The 21,840-nt window shown below is 59.1% G+C and carries 11 protein-coding genes, 5 tRNA genes and 1 pseudogene; 7 read left to right on the plus strand and 10 right to left on the minus strand.

Annotated features, from left to right (window positions below; genetic code table 11):
• The first annotated feature begins 176 nt into the window (after positions 1-176).
• The 4 genes from ACQKPS_RS13555 to ACQKPS_RS13570 all read left to right on the plus strand — a co-directional run bounded on the left by ACQKPS_RS13555 (position 177) and on the right by ACQKPS_RS13570 (position 11,165).
• Complete coding sequence (locus tag ACQKPS_RS13555; RefSeq protein WP_427604446.1) at positions 177-5,165, plus strand: RHS repeat-associated core domain-containing protein; 4,989 nt, start codon at positions 177-179, stop codon at positions 5,163-5,165.
• A 153-nt stretch (positions 5,166-5,318) separates the two neighbouring features.
• A complete protein-coding gene (locus ACQKPS_RS13560) occupies positions 5,319-7,283 on the plus strand; it encodes a hypothetical protein (RefSeq protein ID WP_427604448.1) in 1,965 nt (654 codons plus the stop codon).
• Between the two features lie 155 nt (positions 7,284-7,438).
• Positions 7,439-9,631, plus strand: coding sequence for an autotransporter outer membrane beta-barrel domain-containing protein (locus tag ACQKPS_RS13565; RefSeq protein ID WP_254480930.1), 2,193 nt, complete (start codon positions 7,439-7,441; stop codon positions 9,629-9,631).
• A gap of 154 nt (positions 9,632-9,785) precedes the next feature.
• Positions 9,786-11,165 carry a hypothetical protein gene (locus tag ACQKPS_RS13570; protein ID WP_427604450.1) on the plus strand — a complete coding sequence of 460 codons (1,380 nt, stop codon included), beginning with the start codon at positions 9,786-9,788 and terminating at the stop codon, positions 11,163-11,165.
• Between the two features lie 53 nt (positions 11,166-11,218).
• On the opposite strand, the gene ACQKPS_RS13575 is transcribed toward ACQKPS_RS13570, so the two are convergent.
• The 6 genes from ACQKPS_RS13575 to ACQKPS_RS13600 form a co-directional block, all read right to left on the minus strand.
• Positions 11,219-13,657 (minus strand): hypothetical protein, encoded by a 2,439-nt coding sequence (locus ACQKPS_RS13575; protein WP_427604452.1) that lies wholly within the window; start codon positions 13,655-13,657, stop codon positions 11,219-11,221.
• Between the two features lie 290 nt (positions 13,658-13,947).
• A tRNA-Gly gene (locus ACQKPS_RS13580) sits at positions 13,948-14,023 on the minus strand.
• 86 nt (positions 14,024-14,109) lie between these two features.
• Positions 14,110-14,185, minus strand: a tRNA-Gly gene (locus ACQKPS_RS13585).
• A 3-nt stretch (positions 14,186-14,188) separates the two neighbouring features.
• Positions 14,189-14,264 (minus strand) — tRNA-Glu (locus tag ACQKPS_RS13590).
• Positions 14,265-14,356: 92 nt separating this feature from the next.
• Positions 14,357-14,432: transfer RNA gene (locus tag ACQKPS_RS13595), tRNA-Gly, on the minus strand.
• Between the two features lie 4 nt (positions 14,433-14,436).
• Positions 14,437-14,512 (minus strand) — tRNA-Glu (locus ACQKPS_RS13600).
• A gap of 267 nt (positions 14,513-14,779) precedes the next feature.
• On the opposite strand from ACQKPS_RS13600, the gene ACQKPS_RS13605 reads away from it, so the two are divergent.
• Positions 14,780-15,547, plus strand: a complete 768-nt coding sequence (locus ACQKPS_RS13605) for a hypothetical protein (protein ID WP_427604454.1) — start codon at positions 14,780-14,782, stop codon at positions 15,545-15,547.
• A 127-nt stretch (positions 15,548-15,674) separates the two neighbouring features.
• On the opposite strand, the gene ACQKPS_RS13610 is transcribed toward ACQKPS_RS13605, so the two are convergent.
• Both ACQKPS_RS13610 and ACQKPS_RS13615 read right to left on the minus strand, forming a co-directional pair.
• Positions 15,675-16,157: a GAF domain-containing protein gene (locus tag ACQKPS_RS13610; protein WP_254480934.1), complete on the minus strand. Its 483-nt coding sequence runs from the start codon at positions 16,155-16,157 to the stop codon at positions 15,675-15,677.
• A 2-nt stretch (positions 16,158-16,159) separates the two neighbouring features.
• A complete protein-coding gene (locus ACQKPS_RS13615) occupies positions 16,160-17,047 on the minus strand; it encodes an ATP-binding protein (RefSeq protein ID WP_254480935.1) in 888 nt (295 codons plus the stop codon).
• 76 nt (positions 17,048-17,123) lie between these two features.
• Here ACQKPS_RS13615 and ACQKPS_RS13620 point away from each other — a divergent pair.
• A pseudogene (locus ACQKPS_RS13620) lies at positions 17,124-19,477 on the plus strand (response regulator).
• Here ACQKPS_RS13620 and ACQKPS_RS13625 read toward each other — a convergent pair.
• Positions 19,467-19,955 carry a glutathione peroxidase gene (locus ACQKPS_RS13625; RefSeq protein ID WP_427604457.1) on the minus strand — a complete coding sequence of 163 codons (489 nt, stop codon included), beginning with the start codon at positions 19,953-19,955 and terminating at the stop codon, positions 19,467-19,469. The pseudogene ACQKPS_RS13620 and the gene ACQKPS_RS13625 sit on opposite strands and share 11 nt — an antisense overlap.
• A gap of 2 nt (positions 19,956-19,957) precedes the next feature.
• The gene (gene msrB / locus ACQKPS_RS13630) at positions 19,958-20,359 is read right to left on the minus strand and encodes a peptide-methionine (R)-S-oxide reductase MsrB (RefSeq protein ID WP_313201725.1); all 402 of its coding nucleotides are present in this window, start codon (positions 20,357-20,359) and stop codon (positions 19,958-19,960) included.
• A gap of 165 nt (positions 20,360-20,524) precedes the next feature.
• Between msrB and ACQKPS_RS13635 the strand changes: the two genes are divergently transcribed.
• Positions 20,525-21,736, plus strand: a complete 1,212-nt coding sequence (locus ACQKPS_RS13635; RefSeq protein ID WP_012313392.1) for a pyridoxal phosphate-dependent aminotransferase — start codon at positions 20,525-20,527, stop codon at positions 21,734-21,736.
• Positions 21,737-21,840: the final 104 nt, after the last annotated feature.

Genomic DNA, 21,840 nt, shown 5'->3' on the forward strand with positions numbered 1-21,840 from the left:
CTGGTTTGCAACTACGCTACTCGCCCGGCGCAACCTCGAAAACTGACAAAACTGCTAGGTGCGACATGCCGCTGCGGCTGATACGGTTTGCCAGACGCTTGTGAAACTTTCCATCTTTCTTCAATGGCCATCTGCCAGCTAGGGCACATGAGCGCTTGACAGCCTGGATACCCATCATGATTGCGAAACTCTCCGACGATCTTTTTCTCCAATCCAACGCCATGAACTTCATGAGTTTTCTCACGAACGGCGTCGACGCTCGCACCGGGCAATATTCAATGAGGCTCGAACTCCCCCCTGTGCACGCCAATGGCCTGAGGGATATCGACTTTCCCTTGGTAATGTTGTTCAACAGCATGAGCAATCAGGACACCGGCTACGGCACCAACTGGCAATTGCAGCACACTCGCTTTACGCCCGCTGACAGCATGCTGACACTGGCCAGCGGTGAAACTTACAAGGTCACCGCTGACGATCCAGAGACCGGACAGTTGCTGATGCGCGAGAAGAAACTGGACAGTTTCCATCTTTACCGCCACGGTGACGGTTACCGCATCGTGCACCGGTCGGGGCTGGTCGAGGTCCTTGGGCTGGAAGGAAGTGGTAGCAACAGGGCCTTTGTTCCGAAGCAGGTCGTATCGCCTCTTGGGCATGTCCTGCGGCTGCGCTATGAGCATGTCAGTGGCGGTTTCATGCGTTTGAAAGCCATACACCAGGCCGATGGCGAGCCGGTGTTCAGCACTGAACTCGGCATCGATAACATCTTGTCCCTTAACTATTTCCCTGACGCCCTCGGCGGCCCGGGTGCGTCATACAAAATGCACCTGACCGGGGCCGAACGCACGGTCAAGAGAATCGAGTTGCCCACTCATGACCAAGGGGCATGGGACTTCGACTACCAGCAACTGCAGGGCCTTTGGTGCATGCAAAAGGTCACCACGCCCAATGGTGGCGAGGAGCAAATACTGTATCTCGACGAGGGGCACCTCTATACATTCAAGGACGGTAACGGCCAGACGACTGTGGGGCAAATCCCCCGTGTGACCCACCATCTGGTTACACCCGGCCTTGGGCAACCGGCAATCGACACTCGATATACCTACCCAAACGACCCCGACGACCCGAAGCAATACAACTTCCTCGGTTACACCCTGGACATTGACTGGGCACGCGAGAACCAAACTGGCCTGGACGCGATGTATCAGCATATCGGCGACTACAGTTACGGCTCAGTGGAAACCCTGTACAAAGATGACAAACCGGTGCGCTCCATCGAACGGCGCTTCAACCAGTTTCATTTGCAAACGCTGGAAAAAACCACCCAAGGCAACAAGGTTGCGCAAACGGCCACCCTTTATGGAAAGATGTTGAAGGGTGTGCCATTTGATGACCAGCCGCGGACATTCCAACTCGCCACCCAAACCAGCCGCCTTTGGTATCGCAAGGGCAATAGCCCGCTGAGGGGCGCTGTCATTGAGTCCACACGCTACGATGGCCAAGGCAACGTGCTGGAAATAACCAAGGCCAATGGCGTCAAGGAAATCAATACCTGGTATCCGGCTGAAGCAAGCCCAGGCCACCCAAAAGATCCTGAGGGCTTCGATCGCCATCTGAAGGAGCGCAGGATTATCCCTGCCGGCAACGATGGCGACACGCTGGTGCAACGCTATACCTATGCCACCCGCGATGCGCTGGTGACCCCCGACTACCCTGACCTGCAGCCTTGCCATCTTGTCGACAGTGAAACCCTGGTGGCGGTAGACAGCAAGGGCAATGAAACCGAGCTGGAAAAAGTCCAGTACAGTTACACCGATGACCTGACCAATCCGTTCCAGCATGGCCGGGTCAGCATGCGCACGACCCTGCGCGATGCCAACATGATCATGAGCACATTCGAGTACACCCATCTCGACACGCTTGCGCTGGTGCGGACCACTGAAACGACCATGGGCCTGTGGGATGCTCAAACGGCCACTCAGGTAAGCCTGGAGTCGACCCGTACCGGCCTGCTTCACGAACAGCACGATCAGGATGGCATCGTCACCCGTTACGAATACGACCTGCTGGGCCGAGTGACACTTGAATCTGTCACCTCGGCTGATGGCGAATTTCCGGCCGAGCGCAGTTATGCCTACTATCTGCGTGGTGCTACAGATAACGCAAATGCGGAACCGCCTGGGCAGAAGTTGACGGACGCGCTCGGCACCATCACGCGAACCTATGTGGATGGCCTGGGCCGCCCGGTGCGTGTTGCACGCGACAAGATCGACAACGAAGCGCCGAAACGCCTGCACGATACCCATGCCTTGAGCTACGACGAATGGGGCAACAAGGCCAGCGAAACCAGGCATGACTGGTACCTTGGCAAGCAAAAATCGCGGGTGACCCGCTACCAGTACGATGACTGGGGCCAGCTCACGCGCACCATCAATCCCGAAGGCACCAGTCTGCACGAGGAAATCAATCCGATTGGTACTGTTGAGCATACTACCGGGGCAGTGATCCGCCGTTGGACCAGCGGCAGTGACGGGCAGGTTGCGTCCAGGGTAGAGACGTGGATGAACCTGTTCGACAAGCCGGTGCGCACCCAGCGCATGGACAGCGAATGGAAGGCTCTGCCCGGGCATGCCCGGCTGCAGGCCTATGACGGCTTGGGGCGTTGTACCAAAGATACCAACGAGCGTGGCTACAGCACCGTCTATACCTACGATGCCTACGACCGCGTGACCAGCACCCTGCTACCGGACGCCACTCTGCTTGAGCAGGCCTACGCAAGCCACAGCACCGAAGCACTGCCCATTTCGCTGACAGTCACGCCAGAAGGCAAGATCGCGGAACGCAAGCAGATTGCCAGCCAGCAGTTTGACAGCCTGCAACGCCTGGTCTCGCGCACGATGGGCGAACGTACCGAGACATACGCCTTCACAGGTGGCCGCAGTCAGCCCGATAGCTACACAACGCCGGCAGGCGCCACGATCAAGTACGAGTACGACCTGGCGTTGACCCTGGCGCCGAAGACTAGCCTGCTCGCCAATGACGATTTCAATTTCAAGTACAACCCGATCACAGGCAACCTGCTGGAAGCAAGCAACACCATCGATAATGAGAGCGGGAAGCGAAGCTACGGTTATAACGAGGTCGGGCAGCTGACGTCTGAAACGTGGACAGGCCCGGACGGCAAGAAGTGGAAAACTTCGCAGGACATTTCGTCAACAGGCCTGCCCCACTCCCACCTCCAGGCAAATAATGTCGAAACCACCTACGAATACGACGATCACCTGCGCCTGGAATCTTCGACTCAGGGCCTGGTGAAGGTGGGCTACCAGTACGATACACAGGGCCGCCCCTGGAAGATCACCACCGAGGATACCGCCAGCGGCGGCGCAACCCAGGTCACCGAAATCGAATACGACGACTATGGCCACGAAAACAAGCGGACCGAGACCGTCGCCGGCCAACCGACCCGCATCGTCACGCAGCTGTGGGGCAAGGATGACCTGCTGGATGAGCGCACGGTCAAGCACGGCGATGAGGTCCAGTTGCATGAGGTCTTTATATACGACCCCCGCCAGCGCCTGACGACCCATCAATGCAGCGGCAGCCAACTGCCCAAGGATCCGTTTGGTCAACCCTATACCGAGTTGACCATGCCCCTGGATGGCTACAACAACATCAAGACCACCCAATACAAGCTTGAGGGCATCGAGCAGTTGCAAAGGGCTGCCTATAGCTACCGCAAAGCCGACCCGTGCCAACTGGAAAGCATCAGCTACATACCCACCGGGCCGAAACTCACATTCAGCTATGACAAGAATGGCCACATGCGATATGACCAAGGGGGCTTTGTTCCGGAATATAACGCCCGCGGTCGACTGACGGCTGTAAAGGACGAGAACGGCAAGTCTCTTGCAAAGTACCGCTACGATGCACTCAATGAACTCTATGCCAGCGAAGGCGCCGACGAAGTGGAACAGCTGCTGTTCTTCGAAGAGAACCGCCTGTCGGTTGCCGTGCGCGGCGCACAGGTTACCCACCTGCTGTATGCGGCAGAGCAACCCGTGGCGCAACAGCTCGCTGGCGTCGCTGACGACACCACGCTACTGCAAACCTCTGCCAGCGGCAGCGTGCTGTGTGAATTGCGCAAGGGCAAGATGACCACGTTCAGTTACGCGGCCTATGGCGACTCCAGCCCATCCGCGCAGGGCATGCTCGGCTACAACGGCGCAATGCGGGATGCAGCCACAGGCTGGTACCTGATGGGTCAGAACTACCGCCGGCCTTTAGACGTGGGACTGGGGCGCTGGCTGCTTCCTGACTCGCTGAGCTTCTTCGACGGTGGCCCGCTCAACCCGTATGTCTACTGCGACGCTAACCCGGTCGTCTTCCGCGACCCTACCGGCCATGCTGCCGAAGGCTGGGGTGGCGGTCGCCTGCGGCGTCCCGACGAAGACAACCCCCATGCGTTTACCGGGGGTAACAGCGCCGGCGGCAATTCACTTGACGCCTGGCTAAGCATTGGGATCTCCGCCGTATTCCTGGTGCTTGGCGTGATCAGCTTCGGGTCGGCCTTGCCTGCGGCCTTTGCCACCGGAGCAACGGTGGCGGCCATTATTTCTGCCGTCTCGCTCGGTGCGGCAACAATAATCGAGACCGTGGCACTGGGGCTGGTCATCGGTGGCTACGTCACTGAAAGTGACGGGCTGATGAGAGCAGGGCAGTTTGCGACATATGGCGGCATTGCGATTGGCGCGCCGGCTTCGCTTATTCAGGCTTACAAGGCGCTGCGTGGGATTGCCAAGTGGATTAAGGGTTGGGGTAAACCGCCGGCTACGCCTAGGGGGAGTGTGTCGTCCATGGGGTCGGCGGGGAGTGTGTCGTCCACGGGGTCGGCGGGAAGTGTGCCAACCGGGGGGCCAAAGACGAATCTGGGAAAAGCTATGGCTTCGAGCAGTGGACTGCCAGAGCCAATATTTGTAAACCCGGCGGCGATGCAACAACCTTCACCAACAGCGGGAGTTACAGAAACTATCAATCCAGTTTTTATCAATCCGATGAGCGATCCCAGCTCAAGATACTTGCTAACTCGAACCAACACCCACATGGCTATCAAAAGGCGTCCCTTTATCACTAGCCCTATACGAAGAACTCAAAGCTTCCACTACTAATATTTCAATACTGTCAGCTGCAAGCCAACTTGCAGCTGAGGTCTCCATCACCTCTCGGCGTTAAATTTTATTGCACGTGGTCGCTACCTACCTGCAATGAAACACCGGACACGTACAACCTGTAGTGAACTTCCCAAACAGGAGTCATCACCCATGGCCAAATCAGCCAACGTTTCAAGCAAAGAACAAGCTCGCCAGGCATTCGAACAAGCCCGCGTTAAAAGGCTTGCAATGCTAAACGTCGATTTATCGCCCCCGCGTGTCACATCGATTGTCGACGCAGCGGACGGTACATTGGCCAGGGCGGCAGTGGATGACGATCTTCCTGTTGAGGTTGATAAATGGCTGAATGTGTTCCCCGAAGACGCTGTTCAATTGCAGCTGTTTATCGATGGCAACTGGGTCAATGTTGGCCAACGCGAAATCGTTGGCGATTCGCCGATTTTTCCGCTGGAGCTCAAGCTGCCAAAGTCCTACTTGGCCGCTGACGCCACGCTGGAACTGCGCTACAAACTGATCGTGGACAACCCACCTGATGAATCGCCTGCCATCACTTTGCGCGTCGACCGCACGCCCCCGTGGGGCACGTCTTTGCCCCCCGCGTTGGTCATTGCCGACGACCCTGTCACCGACGACTATCTGGTTGCTCACCCCAAGGGCCTCGAAATCGAACTGGAAGCCTACGCGGGGCAGAAAGCCAACGACAAAGTTGCCGTGTTCTATCTCAACCACCTTCCGCAAGACCCTGCGGACCTGCCCCCCCCCGTCTTATATGTGGATGTACCGGCCGATCGCATAATGTTCATCCCGCCCGCTGTGATCGAGGAGGTGGGTAATGGCGGTTGTTACGCCTTGTACATCCTTTGGGATATCGCCGGTAACGAAAGCAAGCTCGCCACCTACAAAACCGTGACAGCCGCCTTGGGCAAGCTTCCGACAGGCCTGGGCGACCCCGTGGTCCCACAAGCCGCAGGCGGCAACCCGATCGACCTGATAGATGCAATACGTGGGGTGGTCGTGGAAATACCCGAATTCGAAAATGGCGAACATACAGACGTGTTCGTCGTGGAATGGGGCGACCAAAAATTCGAGTACACGGTCGGCGGGCCGACACCTTATCTAGTGCCGGTGCCCAGTGAAGTGCTGAAAGCCGCCTATGGCGCGGCAACGGGCGAGCTCGAAACAATCGTCAGCTACCGGGTAAGGCGCGGAGGGCATTCCATACCGACTCCACCAGAGCCCGGCAAATCGACCAAGATCAAAGTCGACTTCAGCTACATCGGGCCGGTACGCCCCGAACCGGACCCTGAATGGCCAGACCCGGTAAACACCGATTTGGTCCCATGCAAGGTGTTTGCGGAGGGCTCGACCACACCCAACGAGCTGCCCCGTGGTCACGATAATAAGGATGCAGAGTTTGAATTCGAGCTTTACACGCCAGCTAACAATGGCGAGCTGATCGAATTTTTCTGGGATGGCGTACATGTCGTTGAAGCTGACTACACCGTAGACATCAGCGACACGTTCCCCATGAGAAAGCCATTACCGTGGAAATATATCAACGCCGCAGGCAACGCGGACAAGCTCCCCGCTCATTATGCAATCAGGGCCAAGGACTCCAATAACGCCCAACACTCCCCGCCCACCGAGGTGAACGTTAAAGCGGTCATCGTTGTTGCACCCAAACCTGAGTTTTTGGACCTGAGCGAGACTGGTCGTTTGGTCTGCGAATCGCTGAAGGACCCAGATGATGATAAGGCCCCCCCCGCCTTCCGACTGAAAGTGCCGGACCTGAGCAGATTCAACCTGCAGCCAGGCACCGAGATAACACTGACCTGGCAACCTTACTGGGGTGAAAGTGGCGACACGCCGCTCCCCGATGAATATGTAAAAAATGAAACCGTAAACATTGATGATGACCATCAGGTAACCGGTTTTGTCTGGCGCATCGAGCCTTACGAGGATCACATTCTGCCAATCTACGAAGATGTGGATGGCCGCCGCAGAGGCCGAGGAAAAGTATTCTATTCGTTCGATTACCAAGGTGAAAAAGTGGGCTCGGAGCCGTTTGAAACGGTGGTAAGCATCGCCACGCCCGGTGGAACATGTCCAATTTGATACTGGTTATTCACCGGGTGCATATAGCTTTTGCACCCGGTTTCCAGCCAACTCAGTCAATGCTTTATCAGAATTTTCCTACATATAAAAAAGATCATTCCGGCTAAGTTAGCAGCTGTTTCCATCTGCACACACTTATGTTCGAGGAAGAGACCATGATTACCGCCCGCCCTCACCCTGGCCGATATTCAGCGATTGCCGTAGCCATTGCATCGGCCAGCGCCTTGTTGCTGTTCAGCGGTGCCGTCGAGGCTGCCATCCCCATTACCAAAGATACCGTCATCGATGGCACTACCCAGCCCGACAGCTACCACGTGTTTGGCGTCAAACTTACCGTCAACGGCGCTGTCACCAAAGAGATCGACGGCGAGAAAGGCTCCACACTTGAGGTGAACGGCGCCACCGTGACCGGCGCCGCCGGTGCCAGCGGCATGACGCTGGACGGCACCACCGCCACCCTTCGCGACAGCACGGTAAGCGGGCCCAAAAGCCAGGGCATCAGTGCACGCGGTGGCTCGCAAGTCACCGCTGTGAACAGCCACATCAGCGGCGCGCTGCGTGGCGCCACGCTTAACGCAAGCAGCATGACGCTGGAAAACAGCGAACTGCGGGGCACCAATAGCACCGCTCAGGGTGCCGTACTGATGGGTGGCACCCTGACTGCACGCAACAGCATCATCAGCGGCGGCCAGGAAGGCATCAGCGTTACCAATGTGCGCGGCCAGGCCAGCGGGCCGAGCAGTGTTGTGCTCGATGCCACCCAGGTCATCGGCGAAAGCGGCTCGGCCATCGTGGTCGGTAACGGCTCCGGCAACCCGGTCAACGCCAGCATCGATATCCTCAATGGCTCCACCTTGAGCGCTGGCAACGGCCCTCTGGTGTCGGTTGCCGCTGACGGCAACGCTACGCTGCTGGTCAATGCCAGCCACCTGGAAGGCGACATCGTTGCCGAACAGGGCGGGCGCGCCGACCTCACTCTGGAAAACGGCAGCACCCTCAAGGGCAACCTGGAAAACATCGAGAAGCTGGCCATCAACAGCCAGGCCGAATGGACAATGACCCGCGATGCCCAGCTCAATGACCTGGCCATGAACGGCGGGGCGATCCGCTTCGGCGCGGCAGCAGGCGACTTCCACACCCTGTCGGTGGCCAACCTGGAAGGCAACGGCACGTTCATCATGGATGTCGATTTCGGCACGGGTGAAGCCGATCACCTGGAAGTCACCGGGCATGCCACCGGCGACCATCAACTGCTGGTCAGCAGCAGCGGCAGCGACCCGCAGTCCGAAAGCAGCCTGCACCTGGTACACACAGCCAGCGGCGACGCCCGCTTCTCGCTGCAAGGTGGGCCAGTGGACCTGGGCGCCTACTCCTACGACCTGAAGCAGAGCGAAGACGGCAACGACTGGTATCTCGACACCGCCACCCGTACCGTCAGCCCCGGCACGCAAACCCTGCTGGGGTTGTTCAACAGCGCGCCAACCGTGTGGTACGGCGAACTCACGACCCTGCGCAGCCGCATGGGTGAAATCCGCCGCGATACCGGCAAGACCGGAGCGTGGATGCGCAGCTATGGCAACAAGTTCAATGTGTCCTCCAGCGCTGGCACGGGCTACCAGCAAACCCAGCAAGGCCTGTCGTTCGGTGCCGACACCCCCCTACCGCTGGGCGATGGCAACTGGCTGGCCGGGGTAACCGCAGGTTACAGCAACTCGGACCTCAACCTGCCCCGCGGCGCCTCGGGCAAGGTCGACAGCTACCATGTCGGTGCCTACGCGACCTGGCTGCAACCGCAAAGTGGTTACTACCTGGACGCGGTAGCCAAGTTCAACCGCTATCAGAACCAGGCCGATGTCCGCCTGAGCGATGGCAAGCAGGCCAAAGGCGACTATGACAGCAACGGGCTGGGGGCCTCCGTGGAGTTCGGCCGCCACCTGCGCCTGGCCAATGACTACTTCATCGAACCCTACGGGCAGCTCTCGGCAATGGCCGTGCAAGGCCAGAACGTCACCCTGGACAACGGCATGCGCGGCCATGGCGACAGTGCCCGCTCTCTGCAGGCCAAGCTGGGTTCGGTGGCAGGCCGCAACTTCGACCTTGGCCAGGGCCGCAGCGTGCAGCCTTACCTGAAGGCGGCAGTGGCCCACGAGTTTGCCCGGAACAACGACGTCAAGGTCAACGGCAACACCTTCCACAACGACCTGTCCGGCTCGCGCGCCGAGTTCGGTACCGGTGTATCCGTGGCCTGGGCCGAGCAATGGCAGATGCACGCCGAGTTCGACTACAGCCACGGCGAGAAGATAGAACAGCCCTGGGGCATCAGTGCCGGGCTGCGTTACAACTGGTAGTACACAAACATGGGGGAGGCACGCTTGCCTCCCCTTTTTTTTGAGGGATTACGCCATGAAAGGTTCCAGACACCCCGCTTCCCCACCGGCAGCCGACACTGCCAGACCATCAGCTAACACAACCCCAACACTCCCGCTTCCCAGAATTCTGCAGTTGCTGCCCAATATCACCGATGGCCAGCATAACCTGCTGCCGATAGACGCCACGAGCGAGCCGTTGCGGGTAGAGTTCGAGATGTGGAAAAACTCCGAACCCTCACCGCAATTTCCGGAAACGCTCACCCTTTACTGGGATGACACCGAAGTGGATAGCAGAACCTGGGAAACCGAGGTCCTGCCAGAGGAACTGTTCATCCTGGTGCCGGTCGAGCGCATGGGCGACGGCCTGCACACTCTGTATTACCACGTGAAGCTGGGCGATGGTAACGATGCCACGTCTATTGTGCAGACCGTTACCGTAGACAAAACCCCCCCCGTGCTGCCCGCCATGAGCTACATCACCTTCCCGCCAGAAGTCGTCTCGGCCGGTGTGACCGACAAGTACCTGAGGGAAAACGGCGATGAGCTCAAAGGTACCACCACGGCCTACGAAGGGGGCAACGCCGGCGACCTGCTTATCTGGTATTGGGACACGGTGCCTGGTGGCCCGGGCGAAGTCGGCCGCAAGATCTTGAGCAAGGCAGAAGCCGGCCAGCCGCTGCAGATCAGCATCCCGGGCGACGCCATCCGGCTCAAGGACGGCCCGCATTTCGCCTATTTCAGTATTCAGGACCGTGCCCAGACGGGCGTGCAGAGGGGCAAGGACCAACCCTTGATCGCCAAAGCCACACCTGGACCACGTACCCTCCCCCCACCCACCCTCAAGGAAGCCGAGGGCGGCGCCAATGCCAGCACACTGCGGCCCAACATGGCCACATCCGGCGCAACCCTGCAAGTCACCGACAGCGAGGAAATCATCGACCCAGGCGAAACCATCGAGGTTTTCTGGGGCTTGCCCGGTTCGCGCGGCGCCTTTTCGACCAGAACACCGATCGAACCAGGCAAGCGTGCTTATCACATACCGCCCGACAAGGTGGCCGAACAAGCGGGCTACACCCTGACCCTGTATTACAAAGTCTTGCAACTCGACGGCGAGTGGGCCCCCTCAAACCCGCACACGTTGAAAGTCGATAGGGTAACCGACATGCCGACACTCAGATGCGACAAGACCAACGGCGGATACCTCAGCGCCAAGCAGCTGGTGGATAGCCTGGCAAAGGTAAGCGTCATGGCGTGGCCATTCATTGCCATGGGCCAGCTTGTCAGGCTGGAACTTTATGGGCTTGATCGTAGCACCGGTGAGAATCTGCGGCGGCCAATCGGGACCACAGCGGTTTCCAGCACGACTGGCGAAGTGCAGATCGGCACCTTCAGCAAAGCCGACGTCGACTATTTCGCTCGGCTCCAGCCGCTGCACATTCTGGCTTACACCACGTTCGACAATTCACTTACCTGGCGACCCTTTGGCGAGCTGAAACCCATGCTGACTGAATGACCAAAAAAAGCGCGTGTCGGGCATACCGACACGCGCACTTTGGCGATCGAGGCTCAGTTCATGGGGCGAATTTCACGCATGATCTCACCGGCTGAAGAAACTTCCACCGTGCCGGGCAGGGCGCGGGCTTTCTCGGCAAGGGGGAGCGGGAGGATCAGGTAGCCGTCGAAAACAAAAGCACCAAACTCAGTTGCTACGGTTGCTCGCGAATAGAGCAATACGAAACGCTGGCTTGACGCGGTATCGGCCTCATACAAGCCGCTGTCGGGGTGAATTTTGCCTGGACCTTGCAACACCTCCCACTTCGCCGGAAGTTCTTTGTTGTTAACCGTAGCCTGGCATTGCACGGTATTTGTATCGGTATTTACCGTGGGCACAATCACATTGACGGGGTCTGACTTACGATTGACGATGTAGCTGGTCGCGGACTCCTTGCCGTTGGTCACGGTCACCTCATCCACTACAAAAATGGTGTCAGGGTCATCGCCGAAATTGCTCGAGGGCGTATAAATGACCGTGCGACCTGTCGTTTTATCGAGTGTGCCTTGCGTTCCCGTTTTTTTGATACTCCAGGTCAACTGCTCAGCATCGCCCAAGACACCCGCCTTGAGTTTGCGCGTCTGCTTCAAGGTCGATTGGATCAACGGGTTCACGATCAGTGGGTCTTTGAGCACGGTGATCAAGGCAGCAGAGCGATTTTTTGTTGTCTTATTTTCAGCCACGACCCGCACGTGCGTGAACAAGCCTTCAATGAAACCCTTATCAGGTGCAGTATAGAGCCCGTCAGGTGAAATGAAACCCGCTTCCTCAGGGCTTCGCGGGTCATCCACCCGCCAATCAATTTGATCCTGCTCGGGTAAGACCTTGAATGGGTGCTGCTCGCCTGCAGCGACGGTGACGTTCAGCTTATCAAGGGTGAAATTTGTGAGCACTGGACTGATTTCACCAACAACGACAGGATTACGATCAATCAGCCTGACGGACGTTATCTTGATAGCCTCGCCAAAATTGAACTTTATCAATTCAACAAGCGGACCTGTATCTGCGGGAGCGTAAAACTGGCGGGCGAGTAATGCACTCAATTGCTGCTTAGCCATCTCTGAATATCCGCCACGGTCGAACTTGGCTTTTACTCTACTGGCAAGGTACTTACCCCTGTCCCAAGGGTCGAGTTCTTCACTGAATTCTGGCGCTTGCCGGGATGAATCTTCAGTAACTCGCTTATTCTCGGTGGCGCTTGCCGCTTGTTGATCCGTAACCCCAATCAGCTCAACGTGGGGCGCTGTGCTAAAATCGCCGCTATAAACCACCCTAGCCACATATTTATGTTGCTCAGCCAAAGGAAAGAACTCACCAACACCCTTGAGGAAATCCTCATGTTTATCGTCCGAAAGGTAAAAGAAAAACGCCTTCGTTCCAGTGAATTTTGAAAAAACGACACCGATGTGGGCGTTTACGTTCAGGCCTTCCACCGTGAGACCCCCTTCATTCAAGGTGAGCGTCAGTGGCTCCCCCCCTGGAAGATCCATTGCATCGACAGCCCATTCGCTCTGGCAAATCAACGGAAGCAGTTGACCAATATCCATTTCGTCTTGGAAAGTGCTGGCTGGTACTTTCAGCGCCCCTCTTTTCAACCCCGCCTGCCGATACCGCCCTTTCTCATCTTTTACCAATTTAAAATCTGTACCATTATAGGCGCTCACCACACCCTTTTGTATCAACGGCAGAAGCACATAATCTTGGTTGAATATAATGCGCGCTGATATACCCCCACTCAACATGTACTGAAAGTTCTCATCAGGTAGCACACCTGAAGGCGCCCCCTCAACCTGCATAAACGTCAACACAGCGCCTTCATCTTTAACGGATGGATGTTTCTGGGTGCGCAGCAGGACTTTGCTGGGCTGAAACCAAGGGATGGAACCTCTATCAATTTTTCCAAACGGGTATATTCGCTTATCGTCTTCCAACCTGCCGAACAAAATCTTGAAAAAATCACCGCCCGGATTCTCATCGCTGTCCTCGTCCGTTGAGGTCAAGACAAAATCATCACTGTTTTTCAGGTCAAAGAACAAACTATCGTCTTTCCCCACGACTACCGGCGCATCAGGCAACATTAAATTAAGTAGCAACTCCGGCCCTTGCGCCGGACTTATATATTCAATCGACTGAGCTTGCCAATTACCGTTGATGAATTTTTCCTCTATTTGGTTCCCACCCAGCACCTGCATTTTCAGGTTCGCCTTGGAGTCGTTCAGGCCCGTCGACTCAAAATACAGGCGGGGTTCACTTAACAAGAAACTTTCGATTTTAGTACGCCATTCTCCCCCCGCCCCAGAAATGACCCCGCTTACAGGGGGAAGAAAACTGGATGAATTAAAGCGACCAATAAATACCTGAAGCAAGAGCTGATTGGTTTTGTTTCTATCCGTCGCTCCAATCATTGCCCAGCCTAATGGATCATACGTTGCCACTTGGCTATCAGTAGACATATCTCGTCCGCCCTCGGTGTTAGGAATGGATGCGCACACATCACAATGCGGCGCGCACAGATCAGTCTTTACCCGTTGTCGACTCGTGGCTACTGGCAGATTTGACAGGTTACTTAGCTACTTCTGGCGTGTAGCATTCCTCTAGGAGGCGGGTCTGACAGGCCTGATCACATCGGCTGATCACATCGGCGTATCGCGTTGGAGATAGAGTATTAATTTGAGGGCTTCGAGAGCTTGGCAGGAACGAAAAGCAAAAAAAAGCCACTCTCGAAAGAGTGGCTTTTCTAGATTGGAGCGGGAAACGAGACTCGAACTCGCGACCCCGACCTTGGCAAGGTCGTGCTCTACCAACTGAGCTATTCCCGCAATGTGAAGCTTTACCGCTAATCGGCGTGAGGCGCCTTGACGACCCCCACCACCACTGCACCGTGCGAACGCCACAGTATTTAAACTGGAGCGGGAAACGAGACTCGAACTCGCGACCCCGACCTTGGCAAGGTCGTGCTCTACCAACTGAGCTATTCCCGCATTTGGCGTCCCCTAGGGGACTCGAACCCCTGTTACCGCCGTGAAAGGGCGGTGTCCTAGGCCACTAGACGAAGGGGACACACAACACTTTTCAGTGCACCAGCACCTGAACCTCACGATCCAGACTGGATTTTTATTTCCTGCCGCGCCGTTAAGCGTTGCCGGAGAATTTGGAGCGGGAAACGAGACTCGAACTCGCGACCCCGACCTTGGCAAGGTCGTGCTCTACCAACTGAGCTATTCCCGCAATTTGGCGTCCCCTAGGGGACTCGAACCCCTGTTACCGCCGTGAAAGGGCGGTGTCCTAGGCCACTAGACGAAGGGGACACGCTGCTGGCATTGCTGCCTGCTTTCACTCCCTGCCGCGTTTCGCTGTGTGCTTTACGCTGCAAGTGGCGCGCATTCTATGGAGGGTTCGGACAGGCGTCAACCCCTTTGTAGAAATTTATTTAAATCAATGACTTCCGGGCTGGTTGGGGTGCAGATGCGGATGGCGTGGCCGATATAGAGAAAGGGATTGCCTGTGCTGCTATTCGCCCCTTGGCAAACTCACTACACTCAAAGCTGTAATTCTTCTTCAATGAGGCGTTAACGGTGACACCACTTCTGATCACTCTGCTCATCGTGGCGGGTATCGCGTTGCTGATCGTGATCGGCTACCTCAACAACGTGGTCGAAAACAGCAAGCTTGAACGCGCGCGGCTGAAAATCGAACTCGCCGACCGGGTGCGCCGCTGCGGCGAAATCACCGAGACCTTCCCGGGCCAGTTCATGACCCCAGCGCTCAAGCTGCTGCTGGCACGCCTGGAGCTGAACCTCAACCAGCGGCAACTGGCGCTGGACAAGCACAATGCGCAACTCAAGGCACGCGTCGCCGAACTCGAAGGGCTGATTGCCCAAGGCGAGCGCATTCCGGTGAACAACCCGCCCTGCCCGATCCAGACCGAGGCCAAAGCCAAGGATGTGCGCTTCCTGCTTGAAGCCCTGCACACCCAGATCGTCAAAGGCACCCAGGAAAACGTCCTGCAGACCAACGAAGGCAAGCACTGGGTCAGGGAAATCCGCCACATGCTGGTGCTGCTGCACATCGAGTTCTTCAACAACCTCGGCCAGCAGGCCCTGCAGCAGGAGCAGCCCGGCCAGGCGCGCCTGGCGTTCGAGCGCGGCGTGCAATACCTGCGCAAGCAGCCGGAACCGAAGGTGTATGAAGAGCAGCTGACCTATCTGGAGAAACTGCTGGCGCGGGCCAATGCCCAGGTATTGGACAAGATGGAACCGGCGGAGAACGAGCAGAACGAACTGACCCAGGGGCTCAAGACCGATGACGAAGAGACCTGGAAGAAGCGCGTGATCTACGATTGATCCGTTGACCTGTACCGGCCTCTCGCGGCTAAAGCCGCTCCTACAGGTGTTGCACTGCCCTCAGGTCGGGTGCGATCCCTGTAGGAGCGGCTTCAGCCGCGATGGGGCCGGTACAGGCAACGCAACATCAGCAGTCGGTCAGCTCCAGAAAGATCGCCACCAACCTCTCCAGCCCCACCTGATCCGCCTCACTGAAACGCGCCAGTTTCGGGCTGTCCAGGTCCAGCACCCCAATCAACCGCCCGTCCTTCACCAGCGGAATCACCAGCTCGCTGTTGGACGCGCTGTCACAAGCGATATGCCCCGGGAACGCATGCACGTCCTCGACCCGCTGGGTCTGCCGGGTGGCTGCAGCCGCGCCGCACACGCCCTTGCTGAACGGTATGCGCACACAGGCCACCTGCCCTTGGAACGGGCCGAGCACCAGCTCTTCGTTGCGGTTGAGGTAGAACCCCGCCCAGTTCAGGTCGTCCACCTGGTTGTAGAGAAACGCCGAAAACTGCGCGGCATTGGCGATGAAGTCGCGCTCGTCGGCAAACAGCGCCTGTACTTGCGCGGCCAGCAGGTTGTAGCCGTCGAGGCCTGCGCCACTGGCATTGAGGTCGATCATGTTTACTTTTGCTCCAGCAATTGCAGCCCGACCCAGTAGCGGGCGAACTGATAGGCACAACGGCCATTACGGTTGCCGCGCCCGGTTGCCCAGCGCACGGCGAGAATGTCCAGGGCTTCGTCACGCTGCCAGGCCAGGCCTGCAGGGCGGGCCAACTGGCCGATCCAGTGTTCGACCACGTCAAGGAAATGTTCCTGGCTGAACGGGTAGAACGACAGCCACAGGCCGAAACGGTCGGACAGGGCGATCTTGTCCTCCACCGCTTCGTTGGGGTGCAGTTCGCCGTCGACCATCTTCCAGTTTTCGTTGTCGCTCTGTTTTTCCGGCACCAGGTGGCGGCGGTTGGACGTCGCGTACAGCAGCACGTTGTCCGGGGCCTGCTCCAGCGAACCGTCGAGCACGCTCTTGAGCACCCGGTAGTCGCCTTCTCCGGCTTCGAACGAGAGGTCGTCGCAGAACAGGATGAAGCGCTGTGGCAGCTTCTGCAGCTGCTCGACGACGCGCGGCAGGTCGGCCAGGTGGTCGCGTTCGATTTCGATCAGGCGCAGCCCGGCGCCCGCATGCTCGGCCAGCAGGGCACGTACCAGCGACGACTTGCCGGTGCCACGCGAACCCCATAGCAAAGCGTGGTTGGCCGGCATGCCGTTGATGAACTGGTGGGTGTTGCGGCCCAGCTGGTCACGTTGCTTGTCGACACCGATCAGGTCGCTCAGGCGGATGTCCAGGCTGACTTGCAGCGGCATCAGGTAGCCTGTGCGGCCATCACGCTGCCAGCGCGCAGCCAGGGTGGTGCTCCAGTCGATCTGCGGGCGCGGCGCCGGCAACAAGGGTTCGAGACGCGCCAACACCGACTCGGCGCGTTCCAGGAAAGCATTCAAGCGAGCGTCCATGACGACTCCTAGCAAGACAGGTGAGATTTAAAGCTGAATGTGTGACAGGCCCGCCAGCAGCCGGGGCTGATCGGCTATGCTTGCGCAGCGCAAGGGACGTAAACCGGCTCGGGACTCATGGATATCAAGTTCACCAATCGCCTGTCATACAAGCAAGCCCGGTTGACAGTCCTGGTCGGCTTCATCCTGGGAACATTGCTCAGTCTCATCCAGATCGGCATCGATTATGCCAGCGAAGACGCATCCATCAACCGTGAAGTGCGGGCGTTGCTGCAAATCAGCCACAACCCGGCCTCGCGCATCGCCTACAACATCGATGCAGAACTGGCCCTGGAGCTCACCCGCGGCCTGCTCGAATCGCCGGCGGTCATCCGTGCGCGGCTGATCGACAACAACGAAACGGTGCTGGCCGATGTCGAACGGCCACGGCTCGAGGACCGCTACCGGCCGCTGAGCGACTTTCTGTTCGGCGAAAAGCGCCAGTTCAAGGAGCGCCTGTACCTGACCCACATGCCCGATGAATACCTCGGCACACTGTACCTGGACGTCGACACCTACACCTTCGGCAGCCGCTTCCTCGACCGCGCCGGGGTCACCCTGCTCAATGGTTTCGCCCGCAGCCTGGTGCTCACCGGCATCCTCCTCGCGCTGTTCTACATGATGCTGACCAAACCGCTGGTCACCGTGATCGCCGCCCTCACCGGGCGCGACCCGCGCCAGCCTGGGCAAACCCGGGTGGACTGCCCGCCCGGCCACGAACAGGACGAGATCGGCGTGCTCGTCCGGGTCGCCAACCAGCAGTTCGTCAGCATGGCCACCGAGATCCAGCAGCGGCGCACTGCGGAGAACCGCCTGACCCAGTACCTGAATGAACTGGAAGACATCGTCTCGGCCCGCACCGAAGAGCTCAAGGCCAGCAACAATCGCCTCAGCCAGTCCAACCAGGAGCTGGAAGAAGCCCGCCAGCGTGCCCTGGACATGGCCCAGGCGCGTGCCGCGTTTCTGGCCAACATGAGCCACGAGATCCGCACCCCGCTCAACGGCATGCTCGGCATGATCGCCCTGGCCCTGGACAGCCCGCTGGCCGGCGAACAGCGCCAGCAGCTGTCGATTGCCCACGACTCGGGCAAGGTGCTGGTGGAATTGCTCAACGATATTCTCGACCTGTCCAAGTTCGATGCCGGGCAGCTGGAACTGGAGCGTATCCCCTTTGACATGGGCGCCATGGTCGAGGACACCGCCAACCTGCTGTCGCAGAACGCCGCGCAGAACGTTGAGCTGACCTGCCTGATCGCTGGCGACTTTCCGAGTTCGGTGCTCGGCGACCCCACGCGGGTACGCCAGGTGGTCAGCAACCTGTTGTCCAACGCCCTCAAGTTCACCCGCTTCGGCCGCGTCGACGTGCGCCTGGCGCGCATCGTCGGCGGTGTACGCCTTGAGGTACGCGACACCGGCATCGGCATTCCCGAAGCGGCCCAGGCACGGATCTTCCAGCCGTTCACCCAGGCCGGTGCCGGCATCACCCGCCAGTACGGGGGTACCGGGCTGGGCCTGGCCCTGACCCGCAACCTGTGCAAGGCCATGCAGGGGCACCTGCACATCCAGTCCGAGCCTGGCTTTGGCAGCCGCTTCAGCGCCGAGCTGCCGTTGCCCACCCACACCGAGGCCATCGCACCGGCCGCCCTGCAGGGCAAGGTCGTCGCCCTCAGCGACGCCGGCAGTGGCCTCAGCGAGCTGCTGCAGGGGCTGCTGCCGGGCTGGGGGCTGGACTACCAACGGCACGACAGCCGCGCAGCGCTCGACGGCAGCATCGACCTGCTGATCACCGACGACCTGGAGCAGCTGTTACAGCTGCGCCCGGCACTGAAGGCGCCGATCCTGCTGGTGACCGCCTATGGCAACTTCCTCCCTGGAGAGCAATCGGCACAACTGGCCCCGCTGCACCAGCTGGCCCGGCCGTTGGCACGCAACGCGCTGTATCAGACCCTGCGCCGCACCTTGCAAGGGCATGCCCCGGAACACCCACTGGCCACCCCGCTGCTCACGGCCACCGAGGGCCGTGCGCGCATCCTGCTGGTGGAGGACAACCCGGTGAACCAGCTGGTGGCCAAGGGCATGCTGGCCAAGCTCGGCTGCCAGGTGGAAATCGCCACCCAAGGCGTCGAGGCCCTGGAATGGCTGGAGCGCGAAGACTTCGACCTGGTGCTCATGGATTGCAACATGCCGGTGATGGACGGCTACGAGGCCAGCCGGCGGATTCGCCAGAGCGGGCGTTGGCCGGAGCTGCCGATCGTCGCCCTGACCGCCAACGCCATGCCCGAAGAGCGCGAGCGCTGCCGCGCGGCGGGCATGAGCGACTATCTGGCCAAGCCGTTCCGCCGCGAAGAGCTATTGGCGCTGATCGACCACTGGGTACCGCTCAGCGGCTGAGCAGGCGCTCGATGTCGGCTTGCAGCGCCTGTGGCTTGGTGGTCGGCGCGTAGCGCGTGACCTTGCCGCTGGCCGGGTCGAGCAGGAACTTGGTGAAGTTCCACTTGATCTTCTGCGTGCCGAGCAGGCCAGGGGCGCGCTGCTTCAGCTCGACGAACAAAGGGTGGGCGCCGGGGCCATTGACGTCGATCTTGCGAAACAGCGGGAAACTCACGCCGAAATTGGCCTCGCAGAACTGCGCAATGTCCCGCGCATCACCCGGCTCCTGCTTGCCAAACTGGTTGCAAGGGAAGCCCAGCACCACCAGGCCACGTTCGCGGTAGTCCCGCCACAGCTGCTCCAGGCCCTGGTACTGCGGGGTGAAGCCGCACTGGCTGGCGGTGTTGACCACCAGCAGCGCCTTGCCAGCGAAGTCGCCGAGCTTTTTCTGCTCACCGCCCAGGGTCACACAAGGGATGTCCAGCATCGATCCGGCCATTCTCAGGCTCCGTCACGGGGTTTGAAGTCCAGGCACACCGAGTTGATGCAGTAGCGCAGGCCGGTCGGTGGCGGGCCGTCGGGGAACACATGGCCCAAATGGGCGTCGCACCGGGCGCAGGTGACCTCGGTGCGGATCATGCCGTGGGAGGTGTCGCGAATCTCGACCATCGCGCTTTCTTCGATCGGCGCATAGAAGCTCGGCCAGCCGCAGCCGGAATCGAACTTGGTCTGCGAGTCGAACAGCGGCAGGTCACAGCAGATGCAGTGGTACACGCCGGCACGGCGTTCGCTGTTGTACTTGCCGCTGAACGGCCGCTCGGTGCCTTTGAGGCGGCACACCTGATACTGCGCGGGGTCGAGCATTTCGCGCCATTCTTCAAGTGTCTTGTCGATCTTTTGCATAAGTGAACCTCGGCAGGCTGAATTTCACCTCGCGCCGTCTTTTCCGTAACGCGGGTGGCACGTATATTAGTTGGCTTCGTGTGCAAGGCCTCCAGTCTGGCACCCGCTTCCTGCCCTTTCAAACCTTTCGAAATGGCAGTGCGTATTCTCAATCGGGATCCCATCATGCAGTTCAGCAAATCGAACAAGCTCGCCAATGTCTGCTACGACATTCGCGGCCCGGTGCTCAAGCACGCCAAACGCCTGGAAGAGGAAGGCCATCGCATCCTCAAGCTGAACATCGGCAACCCGGCGCCGTTTGGCTTCGAAGCGCCGGACGAAATCCTCCAGGATGTGATCCGCAACCTGCCGACCGCCCAGGGCTACAGCGACTCCAAAGGCCTGTTCAGCGCGCGCAAGGCGGTGATGCAGTACTGCCAGCAAAAGGAAATCGAAGGCGTCACCATCGAGGACATCTACCTCGGCAACGGTGTGTCCGAGCTGATCGTGATGTCGATGCAGGCGCTGCTGAACAACGGCGACGAAGTGCTGATCCCGGCCCCTGACTACCCGCTGTGGACCGCTGCCGTGAGCCTGGCCGGTGGCAAGCCGGTGCACTACCTGTGCGACGAGCAGGCCGACTGGTTCCCGGACCTGGAAGACATCAAGGCCAAGATCACCCCGAACACCAAGGCCCTGGTGATCATCAACCCCAACAACCCGACTGGCGCGGTGTACTCCAAGGAGCTGCTGCTGGGCATGCTGGAGCTGGCCCGCCAGCACAACCTGGTGGTGTTCTCCGACGAGATCTACGACAAGATCCTCTACGACGAAGCCGTGCACATCAGCACCGCTTCGCTGGCCCCGGACCTGCTGTGCCTGACCTTCAACGGCCTGTCCAAGTCGTACCGGGTGGCGGGCTTCCGTTCCGGCTGGCTGATCATCTCCGGGCCCAAGCACCACGCCCAGAGCTACATCGAAGGCATCGACATGCTGGCCAACATGCGCCTGTGCGCCAACGTGCCGGCCCAGCACGCCATCCAGACCGCCCTGGGTGGCTACCAGAGCATCAACGACCTGGTGCTGCCGCCGGGCCGCCTGCTGGAGCAGCGCAACCGCACCTACGAGTTGCTCAATGACATTCCGGGCGTCAGCTGCGTGAAGCCGATGGGCGCGCTGTATGCGTTCCCGCGGATCGACCCGAAGGTCTGCCCGATCCTCAACGACGAGAAGTTCGCCCTCGACCTGCTGCTGTCGGAAAAACTGCTGATCGTCCAGGGTACGGCGTTCAACTGGCCGTGGCCGGACCACTTCCGCGTGGTGACCTTGCCGCGGGTGGATGACCTTGAGGCGGCGATCGGGCGGATCGGTAATTTCCTGCGGACCTATTCGCAGTAATTGAAGGCCCTGGGGGGGGCGCTTTGCGCCCCTTTCGCGACACAAGGCCGCTCCTACAAGCAGCCCCTGCAATCTCGCAGAATGTTTCTTACATCCTGCAACGC

This window comes from Pseudomonas sp. NPDC086566, from assembly GCF_050280885.1.
Classification (GTDB): domain Bacteria; phylum Pseudomonadota; class Gammaproteobacteria; order Pseudomonadales; family Pseudomonadaceae; genus Aquipseudomonas; species Aquipseudomonas vlassakiae.

Bases quoted from the DNA above. Each gene is read 5' to 3' on its own strand.
- ACQKPS_RS13555 (WP_427604446.1), top strand. From the start codon at position 177: ATGATTGCGAAACTCTCCGACGATCTTTTTCTCCAATCCAACGCCATG.
- ACQKPS_RS13560 (WP_427604448.1), top strand. From the start codon at position 5,319: ATGGCCAAATCAGCCAACGTTTCAAGCAAAGAACAAGCTCGCCAGGCA.
- ACQKPS_RS13565 (WP_254480930.1), top strand. From the start codon at position 7,439: ATGATTACCGCCCGCCCTCACCCTGGCCGATATTCAGCGATTGCCGTA.
- ACQKPS_RS13575 (WP_427604452.1), bottom strand. From the start codon at position 13,657: ATGTCTACTGATAGCCAAGTGGCAACGTATGATCCATTAGGCTGGGCA.
- ACQKPS_RS13610 (WP_254480934.1), bottom strand. From the start codon at position 16,157: ATGATCGACCTCAATGCCAGTGGCGCAGGCCTCGACGGCTACAACCTG.
- ACQKPS_RS13615 (WP_254480935.1), bottom strand. From the start codon at position 17,047: ATGGACGCTCGCTTGAATGCTTTCCTGGAACGCGCCGAGTCGGTGTTG.
- ACQKPS_RS13625 (WP_427604457.1), bottom strand. From the start codon at position 19,955: ATGGCCGGATCGATGCTGGACATCCCTTGTGTGACCCTGGGCGGTGAG.
- msrB (WP_313201725.1), bottom strand. From the start codon at position 20,359: ATGCAAAAGATCGACAAGACACTTGAAGAATGGCGCGAAATGCTCGAC.
- ACQKPS_RS13635 (WP_012313392.1), top strand. From the start codon at position 20,525: ATGCAGTTCAGCAAATCGAACAAGCTCGCCAATGTCTGCTACGACATT.